Annotated in this window: 10 protein-coding genes; all 10 read left to right on the top strand. The window is 30.9% G+C overall.

The features are described 5' to 3' along the window. Nucleotides 1–531 (top strand): HAD hydrolase family protein (locus AADI82_RS10575; RefSeq protein ID WP_341216409.1); only part of this gene is annotated, 531 nt, incomplete at its 5' end. Between the two features lie 3 nt (nucleotides 532–534). Then, nucleotides 535–867: a hypothetical protein gene (locus tag AADI82_RS10570; RefSeq protein WP_341216408.1), complete on the top strand. Its 333-nt coding sequence runs from the start codon at nucleotides 535–537 to the stop codon at nucleotides 865–867. A 9-nt stretch (nucleotides 868–876) separates the two neighbouring features. After that, nucleotides 877–1,782, top strand: coding sequence for a geranylgeranylglycerol-phosphate geranylgeranyltransferase (locus AADI82_RS10565; protein WP_341216407.1), 906 nt, complete (start codon nucleotides 877–879; stop codon nucleotides 1,780–1,782). A gap of 7 nt (nucleotides 1,783–1,789) precedes the next feature. Further along, on the top strand, nucleotides 1,790–2,383 hold the full coding sequence (locus AADI82_RS10560; protein ID WP_341216406.1) for a Maf-like protein: 594 nt from the start codon (nucleotides 1,790–1,792) through the stop codon (nucleotides 2,381–2,383). A gap of 23 nt (nucleotides 2,384–2,406) precedes the next feature. Further along, nucleotides 2,407–3,342, top strand: coding sequence for a septum formation inhibitor Maf (locus AADI82_RS10555; protein ID WP_341216405.1), 936 nt, complete (start codon nucleotides 2,407–2,409; stop codon nucleotides 3,340–3,342). Nucleotides 3,343–3,399: 57 nt separating this feature from the next. After that, nucleotides 3,400–3,930 (top strand): mechanosensitive ion channel domain-containing protein, encoded by a 531-nt coding sequence (locus AADI82_RS10550; RefSeq protein ID WP_341216404.1) that lies wholly within the window; start codon nucleotides 3,400–3,402, stop codon nucleotides 3,928–3,930. A gap of 33 nt (nucleotides 3,931–3,963) precedes the next feature. Next, nucleotides 3,964–5,031 (top strand): magnesium/cobalt transporter CorA, encoded by a 1,068-nt coding sequence (corA, locus tag AADI82_RS10545; RefSeq protein WP_341216403.1) that lies wholly within the window; start codon nucleotides 3,964–3,966, stop codon nucleotides 5,029–5,031. A gap of 164 nt (nucleotides 5,032–5,195) precedes the next feature. After that, a complete protein-coding gene (locus AADI82_RS10540) occupies nucleotides 5,196–7,721 on the top strand; it encodes a PIG-L family deacetylase (protein ID WP_341216402.1) in 2,526 nt (841 codons plus the stop codon). Between the two features lie 114 nt (nucleotides 7,722–7,835). Then, nucleotides 7,836–9,650, top strand: coding sequence for a sodium:solute symporter (locus tag AADI82_RS10535; protein WP_341216401.1), 1,815 nt, complete (start codon nucleotides 7,836–7,838; stop codon nucleotides 9,648–9,650). Next, the coding region (locus AADI82_RS10530) for a Gfo/Idh/MocA family oxidoreductase (RefSeq protein WP_341216400.1) at nucleotides 9,631–10,508 on the top strand (878 nt) is incomplete at its 3' end. The genes AADI82_RS10535 and AADI82_RS10530, both read left to right, overlap by 20 nt.

The following is a 10,508-nucleotide window of genomic DNA, read 5'->3' as shown; positions in this document are numbered from 1 at the left end:
ATGGAAGAAAAAAGTTATAAAGAATATTTAGAACACATTACCACATTTATTTTTGATGTTGATGGTGTTTTAACCGATGGCACAGTAACCATTACTACTACTGGAGAGATGCTACGTAAAATGAATATTAAAGATGGTTATGCACTAAAAACTGCTATAGATACTAATTTTAATGTTTGTATAATTTCTGGTGGGTCAAACGAGGGGGTTCGTAAACGTTTAGAAGGCTTAGGAATAAAAGATATTTATTTAGGCGCACACAACAAAATTGAACAGCTTAACGATTACTTTAACAAAAGAGGTATTAAATCTGAACATGTACTATACATGGGCGATGATATTCCAGATTTTCCCGTTATGAAATTAATTGGTTTACCATGTTGTCCGCAAGATGCGGTACCTGAAATAAAAAATATCTCGAAATACATTTCGCATAAAAAGGGTGGCAAAGGTGCTGTTCGCGATGTTATTGAACAAGTCTTAAAAGTACAAGGTAAATGGAATGGCAATTTTAGCGCAAAATACGATTAAATATTGGCAAGAAATAAAAGAAGACATAGCACAGGATTTGGTTACATTGGTTTTGGAAACGTTCGTAGCGTATTTAATCAAAGCTCAAATAAAGCTTTTTCTACTTTAAAAGAAAAACTTAACGAAAAAACTCATTTTCATTTTAAGCTTAATTTTTCTCATAAAAAGTTAACAAAAGAAGAAAGAGAAATCATTAAAAATAAAATTAGAAAAGAAGAAAAACGAAAATCAATTCAAGCTGTAGTTTTAACTATTTTAGTTCTTTTTATCATTATTGTTAGCTTTCGTGAGTATATTTTATATTCTATTAACAACAGAACTAATCCTTATTTATAATATAAATTATTGAACGTTTTAAACCTCATCCGTTGGAAAAATTTATTAATGATTGCTCTTGTGCAATTATTAATAAAATATGCATTTCTAGAACCATTTGGAGTTAATTTTGGATTAACCACATTACAAATTTTAATTTTAATTTTAGCCACCATTTGTATTGCAGCAGCTGGTAATGTTATTAACGATATTTATGATGTTGAAACCGATTTTGTAAACAAACCAGATAACATAATTATTGGTAAATCTATTTCAGAAAAAACAGCTTATAATCTTTTTATAGCTTTAAATGTAGTTGGGGTTGGTTTAGGCTATTACTTATCGCAATCTGTTGGTAAAAGTGCTTTTTTCTCAATATTTGTTATTATTTCGGCATTACTTTATGTGTATGCCTCCTATTTAAAACAAACATTTTTAATTGGTAATATTATCGTTTCTGCACTAGTGGCATTAAGCATTGTAGTTGTTGGTATATTTGAATTATTACCAGTAATAACTCCAGAAAATAGGCAAACGCTTTTCACCTTTTTCAAAATCATTTTAGACTATGCGTTGTTTGCCTTCATCATAAATCTTATTCGTGAAATTGCTAAAGATATCGAAGATATTGATGGTGATTATAAAGCTGGTATGCGTACGCTTCCCATTATTATAGGGCGAAAACGCGCTGGTAATATCCTTTTTATTTTAACGCTTTTTCCGCTTTTTGCGGTGTCATATTACGTCATCAATTCATTATACAAAAATCAAGTTGCTGTGATTTATTTTTTAGTTTTTATTATTGCCCCTTTACTTTATATAAGTATCAAATCATTTAGCGCAGAGACAAAAAAAGAGTATCATCATATTAGCAACGTTTTAAAATTGGTGATGCTTTTTGGGATGTTTTCATTACTTTTATATAAGTATAATTAACCATAAAATGTTAAACCAAAAACTAAAAAATCATAATATCATTTTAGCATCGGGTTCGCCTAGGCGTCAAGAATTTTTTAGAAATTTAGGATTAGATTTCGAAATTAAATTAAAACCTATAAAAGAAGAATACCCCCCACGATTAACACATTTCGAAATCTGTAATTATTTAGCACAACTAAAAGCTTTACCTTTTAAAGCAGAATTAAAACCAAACGATATACTCATTACAAGCGATACCATTGTTTGGCACAATCATACTGCCTTAGGTAAGCCTAGAGATGCAGATGAAGCTTTTTCTATTTTAAAAACACTAAGTAATACAACACACGAGGTTATAACATCGGTTTGTTTTACAACAACAACTTCAGAAAAGACAATACATAACATTACCAAAGTCACATTCAAAGCACTATCTGATGATGAGATTAATTACTATATAAAAAACTACAAACCATTTGATAAAGCTGGTGCTTACGGTATTCAAGATTGGATTGGTAAAATAGGTGTTACAAAAATTGAAGGCTCTTATTTTAACGTTATGGGGTTACCTATTCATGCTGTTTATAAAACGTTAAATGACATAGCTTTAAGCTCATAAATTTATACTTAAAAAATTTTCAGATGAAAAAAATTATTAAACCTAAAATTCTTCTTTGGTTAGTTATTGTACTGATAATAACATCTTGTAATAAAAAAAATGCTACGCAAAATATAGCACATAATTTAGACACAAAAATAGCAGATGAATATTCAACTACTAAAGAACCATCTCAAGAATTTAAAGATTATTGGTATGCAGGAAAAGCAGAAATTACTTCGTACAAATTAGAGCAAGCACGTTACGGCGAAATTCGTGAAGGACAAGCCGTTTTAATTTATGTTACAGAAGATTTTTTACCAAGCAAACAGGTAAAAGCCGATAATCAAAACCCAAATAACATTTCTGTTTTAAAGTTAAATGCTACTAAAAAGTTTAATACAGGTTTGTATCCGTATTCCATAATGCAAAGCACATTTTATCCGGTTTCAAACAATCAACATGCCACAAAAGTAACCAGTTCTATTCAAGAATGGTGCGGACATGTTTACGCGCAATTAAACAATAAAGATGCATTTGAAATTAAAGCGTATTCGTATTTTGAAAGTGAAGGCGATCAAAGCTTTAAATTAGATAAAGCCATTTTAGAAAACGAATTGTGGACACAATTACGCATCAATCCTAAATCCTTACCAATTGGTCGTTTTCAAATAATCCCATCTCTCGAATATAGTCGATTAAAACATATTAAATTAAAAGCTTACAATGCTAAAACCTCCTTATCAAACAACACCTATTCAATAGAATACCCTGAATTAAACAGAATATTAGTTATTGAATTTAACACAAACTTTCCTCACGACATATTAGGTTGGAAAGAAACTTTTAAAAGCGGATTTGGTAAAAATGAAAAAACATTAACCACAAAAGCAACTAAATTAAAAACTATTAAATCTGCCTATTGGGGAAAAAATAGTAATAAAGATGAAGCACTCAGAGATACACTTCAATTAAATTAAAGTTATATTGTTTTGTAATGTATATTTGTAAGCCATTCAATTCTAATACAAAAAATAATGTTTTCTGAAACACTTCGTGACCAATTAATAATTACTGGTATTGTTCTTCTATCTCTTCTATTAATTAGAACAATAACTCATTTTACCATAACCAAAGTTGCAAGAAAAAATGGCATAAATGATGCACGAATAAGGCTAATTCGCAGATATGTTACAGTTACTTTATTTTCAATAGCCATACTTATTGAAGCTTTTATTTTTGGTGCTCGCTTTGAAGATTTGGCAGTTGTTTTCTCTTCAGTATTTGCAGTAATCGGTATTGGTTTGTTTGCAATTTGGTCTATTTTAAGCAATGTAACTTCTGGAATTATTATGTTTTTTAACTTTCCGTATAAAGTTGGAGACAAAATAGAAATCCACGATAAAGATTTTCCTATAAAAGCCATTATTGAAGATATTAGAGCCTTTCAATTACATTTACGGTTAGATAACGGCGATTTGGTAACCTACCCCAATAATTTAATGCTTCAAAAAGCAGTAACACTTTTAAAGAAAGATGCTATTGAAGATGATGGTGATGCTGTATAAATATTTACTTATCTTTATACAATAACCTTTCTTATGTCAAAAATAAAAGGCAAAATTCACAATAAAAAGCTAGGGCAAATACCTGGTAGCATTACGTACACTGGAAAAAAAGAGTCTCAAAAACTTTTTATTGAAACGTTCGATTACACCAAAGAAAAATACATAGAAAAAGAATTATTAACTGTAAAAGAAAGTTTTGAGTTTAAAAACACAGATTCTATAACATGGATTAATTTGAATGGATTAAATCATGTTAATGAAATTGAAAACCTAGGAGAACACTACGATATACACCCACTAGTTTTAGAAGATATTGTAAACATATCTCAACGCCCAAAAATTGATGAATATGAGGATTATTTATTTGTGGTACTAAAAATGTTATATTATGATGATAACAACAAAATAGTATCAGAACAAGTAAGCTTTATTTTAGGAAAAAACTATGTGCTTTCTTTTCAAGAATCTGATGGTGATGTTTTTGATGAAGTAAGAGATAGAATTAGGCAAGCCAAAGGGCGGGTTCGTACTATGAATTCTGATTATTTACTGTATGTTTTAATTGATGCTATTGTAGACCATTATTTTAGTATTATTGAAATTTTAGGAGATAAAATTGAAGATTTTGAAACTACTATATTTTCTGGTAAAGTAAACGATGATATTAGCCAAGATATTCAAAATTTAAAACGAGAAATATTAAAGGTACGTCGCGCTATTTTTCCGCTTCGCGAAGTTGTAAGTCGCATTGAAAAACACGAAGGCACGCTAATTCTCAAAAAAACAAAAACATATTATCGTGATATCTTCGACCATTTAATTCAAGTTTCTGAAAACATAGATATTTACCGAGAAATGATTTGGAGTTTAATGGATATGTACATGACCACCATTAGCAATAAAATGAATGAAGTTATGAAGGTGCTTACTATTATGGCATCAATCTTCATTCCTCTAACATTTATTGCTGGTATTTATGGTATGAATTTCGAATACATTCCAGAGCTACAATATAAATATTCTTATTTTATTTTATGGGGTGTAATGATTGTGCTCTTTATAGGAATGCTTGTTTATTTTAAACGAAAAAAGTGGCTTTAATTTAGTTATTAGCATTTACTAATATTAATCTGTAAAAACCTACAAATTACTAACTATTGCTTATCGTCTATTATCTAACCGCTATTTAACGTTAAAGAAACACTAAAAGCAACCCTCCCACTACTATACTTTGTTATATTTGATTTTTAGCTAACTAAATAATCATGCAAAAACCATTCATATATTTTTTTATATCGCTATTTTTTTATTCCGTTTCACAAGCACAAAAACCCAAAACGCCCTCATCTTCAATAATTTACGAATCCATACAAAAACTTAATTTTTTGGGTTCAGTATTATATGTAGCTGCACATCCAGACGATGAAAACACACGTTTAATTTCATACATGTCTAATCATATAAAAGCGAGAACAGGGTATTTATCATTAACTAGAGGCGATGGTGGACAAAACCTTATTGGTCCAGAAATAAGAGAGTTATTAGGTGTTATACGCACACAAGAATTACTAGCAGCAAGACGCATTGATGGTGGAGAACAATTCTTTACAAGAGCAAACGATTTTGGATACTCAAAACATCCAGACGAAACCTTAGCTATTTGGGATAAAAACGAAGTTTTAAGTGATGTGGTTTTAGCTATTAGGCAGTTTAAACCAGACATTATTATTAATAGATTTGATCATCGAACTTCTGGCACAACACACGGGCATCATACAAGTTCTGCTATGTTAAGTATGGAGGCCTTCGATTTGGCTAATGATAAATCTGCTTACGTAAATCAACTAAAACAGACTAGCCTGTGGCAACCAAAACGCTTATTTTTTAATACTAGCTGGTGGTTTTACGGAAGTCAAAAAAAATTTAAAAACGCAGATAAAAGCAATATGATAAATTTTGATATTGGTACTTACTATCCGCTTAAAGGCTTGTCAAATAACGAGGTAGCTTCATTAGCAAGTAGTCAGCATTTATGTCAAGGTTTCGGGCGTTTATCACAACGTGGTACGCAGCAAGAATACATTGAATTTTTAAAAGGAGATCCATTAACCGATAACAAAAATATTTTCGCAGGTATTAACACGTCGTGGAACCGTATAAAAGGAGGTAAAGCCATTGGGGATATTTTATATGAAGTAGAAAACAATTTCAACTTTAAAAATCCATCGCAACATATACCGCAATTACTAGAAGCTTACAAACTGTTACAAAATATTGAAAGCAAACATTGGAAAACTCAAAAAACTAAAGAACTCAAAAGTATTATTGAAATGTGTGCTGGTTTATATTTAGAAGTTTCAGCAGACACAAATTGGGCAACTCCAAACGAAAAAATTAATATAAATATTGAAGTTTTAAACCGCAGCAATCTCACAATAAACTTAGTAAGTTTAAACAATGCAAATGATTTGAATATTTCAAAAAACATAGCACTAAAAAACAATATTAAATACGATTTTAAAGAAACTGTAAAAATTAGTAATAACGAAAATCCCACAACACCGTATTGGTTAAGCGAAAAAGGAACTTTGGGTATGTATAAGGTTAACAATACTAAGTTAATAGGTTTACCTGAAACACCTCGACTTTATAATATTGATTTTAATCTTATGATTAACAATGTTCCTTTAACTATCACAAAACCAATAATTCATCGTTATTCAAAACCAGAAAAAGGCGAATTGTATAAACCTTTTGAAGTGATTCCTGAAGCATCGGCTAAAATTACAGAGAAAGTCATCATTTTAGATAGCGACAAACAACGCGATATTACTGTTATCGTAAAAGCAGGACGAGATAATCTTGAAGGTTTTGCTGAAGTTTGTCATCCAAACGATTGGAGTGTTTATCCGAAAAATCAAAAAGTCAATATAAAACACAAAGGAGAAGAACAAAGTCTTGTTTTTACCGTTATTCCACCTAAAAATGAAAGCGAAGGCTACATCGGTCCAATCGTTACGATTAATGAAAATTTATATACCAAAGAACTTATTGAAATTGACTATGATCACATTCCGTTTCAAACCGTTTTATTACCAAGCGAAAGTAAAATTGTACGCCTAAACATTAAAAAGAAAGGCGAAAATATTGGTTATATTCAAGGTGCTGGCGATGTGGTTCCAGAGAGTTTGCAGCAAATTGGTTATAACGTGTTAACCATAAAACCAGAAGATATTAATGCTGAAATGCTTAGTAGATTTGATGCGATAGTAGTAGGTATTAGAGCTTATAATATACTTGATGATTTGCAATTTAAACAAAAACAATTGTTTGATTTTGTTAAAAATGGTGGCAACATGATTGTACAATATAACACCAGTCGCGGAATTAAAGTTGACAATTTAGCACCTTACGATTTAAAATTATCAAGAGACAGGGTGACAAACGAACATGCCGAAGTTCGGTTTTTAAGCCCTGAGCATCCTATTCTTAACTACCCAAATAAAATTACCCAAAAAGATTTTGAAGGCTGGACACAAGAACGTGGTTTATATTTTCCTAGTGAATGGTCTGACGACTTCACGCCTATTTTATCAATGAACGATAAAGGAGAAACACCGAAAAACGGCAGCTTATTAGTTGCCAAATACGGCAAAGGACATTACATATATACCGGACTTAGCTTTTTTAGAGAATTCCCAGAAGGCGTTTCTGGTGCGTACCGATTATTCGCTAATATGCTTTCCATAGGAAAAGAAGATTTAAAATTAGAAGCTAAACTAAACGATTAAATATGACCGAAGACAAACCAGAAAAACAACCTTGGCTTAAACTCTATTCTATTGTTTTAATTGCTAATGCCATTTATATTTTAGCATTTTACCTAATCATGAAAGCTTTTTAACATGCAAACATTAAATTGGATAGATTGGGTTGTCTTAATAGTTACTCTTCTTACTATAGTGGGCTATGGCACATGGAAAACCAGAGGTAGAAAAAGCGCACAAGATTACATAAAAGGCGGTAACACTACAAAATGGTGGACCATTGGCTTGTCGGTTATGGCAACACAAGCTAGTGCTATTACGTTTTTATCAACAACTGGTCAAGCGTTTTCAGATGGTATGGGGTTTGTACAGTTTTACTTTGGTTTGCCTATAGCCATGGTTATTATATGTTTAGTTTTTATTCCTTTATATCATCGCCTAAAAGTATATACAGCCTACGAATTTTTAGAAAACAGATTCGATTTAAAAACCAGAAGTCTTACAGCCATTTTGTTTTTAATTCAACGAGGTTTAGCAGCAGGAATTACCATTTTTGCTCCTGCCATAATTTTATCGGTTGTTTTAGGTTGGAACATTACTTACCTTAATATAGCTATTGGAGTTCTTGTTATAATATATACTGTATCTGGTGGTACAAAAGCAGTAACAGTTACCCAAAAACAACAAATGTTTGTCATTTTTGCTGGCATGCTAGCTGCATTGTTTATTATTTTAAATTTAATCCCAGATGACGTTTCGTTTACTAAAGCTTTAGATATTGCTGGGGCAAGCGGACGAATGGAAGTTTTAGATTTTTCGTTTGATTTAGAAAACAGATACACGGTTTGGTCTGGATTAATAGGTGGAACATTTCTTGCTCTTGCCTATTTTGGAACTGATCAAAGTCAAGTACAACGGTATCTTTCAGGGAAATCGATGAAAGAAATGCAAATGGGAATGATTTTTAATGGTCTGCTAAAAGTACCTATGCAGTTCTTTATTTTATTGGTTGGTGTTATGGTATTTGTGTTTTATCAATTTAATCCTGCTCCACTAAATTTTATTGATGCTTCAACTAAAAAAGTTTTGGCATCGGAGTACTCACAACAATATCAAAATCTTCAAGGAAAACAAAACAACCTTTTTAATGAAAAGAAAGCTTTAAGTATTCAGCTTTCCAAAAATGATGATGATAAATTACGACAAGATTTATTCGTTTTAGATAGTATTGAAAAAACACATCGATTAGAATCAAAATATTTAATAAAACGTGCCATTGATACCGCTTATGCCAGTAAATATGATAAACTAAACACCGAATTATTAGCCTTAGAAAACAATAAAAACAGTGATGCTTACAAAGAGAAAAAAGAAGAATTGAACACTTGGTATAAAGAATCTGCAAAAGATACCCAAACCAACGATAGGGATTATATGTTTATTACTTTTATTCTTAAATATCTACCAAAAGGTTTAATTGGTTTATTATTGGCGGTTATACTTTCTGCTGCAATGTCCTCAACAGCATCAGAGATAAATGCACTTGCTACTATTACCTCTATCGATTTATATGGACGAAATCTTAAAGAGAAAAAAGACGAAAAACACATGGTTAAAGCCACAAAAATGTTTACTCTACTCTGGGGAATCATGGCTATAATTATTGCTTGTTTTGCTAATCTTGCTGAAAATTTAATACAATTGGTTAACATTATTGGCTCTATATTTTATGGTAATGTATTAGGTATTTTTCTTTTAGCATTTTTCTTTAAATTTATTAAAGCTAATGCTGTTTTCGCAGCTGCACTAATTACTCAAATTATAGTTATTATTGGCTGGTGGTTTGATTGGATGCCTTACTTATGGCTTAATCTTTTTGGTTGTATTTTAGTTATTTTAATTGCAATATTAATTCAATTTTCACAAAAAAATAATGACAGAATCAGCGCCTAATAAAACCATTAATTGGGGTATTATTGGTTTGGGTAACATTGCCCATAAATTTGCAAAAGATTTATTAACTGTTGAAAACGCTAACCTTTATGCGGTAGCTTCGCGCTCTTCAGCAAAAGCAAACGAATTTGCTCAACAATACAATGCTAGTAACGCTTATGGGTGTTATGAAGATTTAGCAGAAGATCCTAATATTGATGCTGTATACATAGCTACACCTCATGTTTTTCATAAAGAAAATACGCTTTTATGTTTAGAAAATGACATTGCTGTTTTATGCGAAAAACCTTTTGCAATGAATACCAAAGAAGTTGATGCTATGATAGCAAAAGCTAAAGAAAAAAAGGTACTCCTAATGGAAGCGCTTTGGACTTACTTTTTACCACATTATCAATTTGTTTTAAAAAGACTGGAAGACAAAACTTACGGAAATATTCTAAAATTAGAAGCCGATTTTGGTTTTAAATCTAACCATAGTAAAACCTCTCGAGTATGGGAGAAATCGCTAGGTGGTGGTAGTTTGTTAGATATAGGAATCTATCCTATTTTTACGGCATTGTCTACTCTAGGAAATCCAAATACAATTGAAGCCAAAGCGACAATTACAGAAACTGGTGTGGATTCTACTTGTGAAATTGAGTTTAATTACAACCAAAATATTAAGGCTTTTTTAGAAAGCTCTTTTATAGAAGACACGCCAACCGAAGCCATTTTTTATTGCGAAAAAGGCACTATTAAAATTAATACACAATTTCATTGTCCAACTACAATTAGTATAATTGAAGCAAATGGTGAAGAAAAAACTATCGATTTTAATTACAAAACCATTGGCTACAATTACGAAATTGAACATTTTAA

This window comes from uncultured Wocania sp. (assembly GCF_964021735.1).
In the GTDB taxonomy this organism is placed as follows: Bacteria; Bacteroidota; Bacteroidia; order Flavobacteriales; family Flavobacteriaceae; genus Wocania_A.
Note: the sequence above shows the minus strand (reverse complement) of the source record. Positions and strands in the feature narration are given on the sequence as shown.

Bases quoted from the DNA above. Each gene is read 5' to 3' on its own strand.
- AADI82_RS10550 (WP_341216404.1), top strand. From the start codon at position 3,400: ATGTTTTCTGAAACACTTCGTGACCAATTAATAATTACTGGTATTGTT.
- AADI82_RS10540 (WP_341216402.1), top strand. From the start codon at position 5,196: ATGCAAAAACCATTCATATATTTTTTTATATCGCTATTTTTTTATTCC.
- AADI82_RS10560 (WP_341216406.1), top strand. From the start codon at position 1,790: ATGTTAAACCAAAAACTAAAAAATCATAATATCATTTTAGCATCGGGT.
- corA (WP_341216403.1), top strand. From the start codon at position 3,964: ATGTCAAAAATAAAAGGCAAAATTCACAATAAAAAGCTAGGGCAAATA.
- AADI82_RS10535 (WP_341216401.1), top strand. From the start codon at position 7,836: ATGCAAACATTAAATTGGATAGATTGGGTTGTCTTAATAGTTACTCTT.
- AADI82_RS10555 (WP_341216405.1), top strand. From the start codon at position 2,407: ATGAAAAAAATTATTAAACCTAAAATTCTTCTTTGGTTAGTTATTGTA.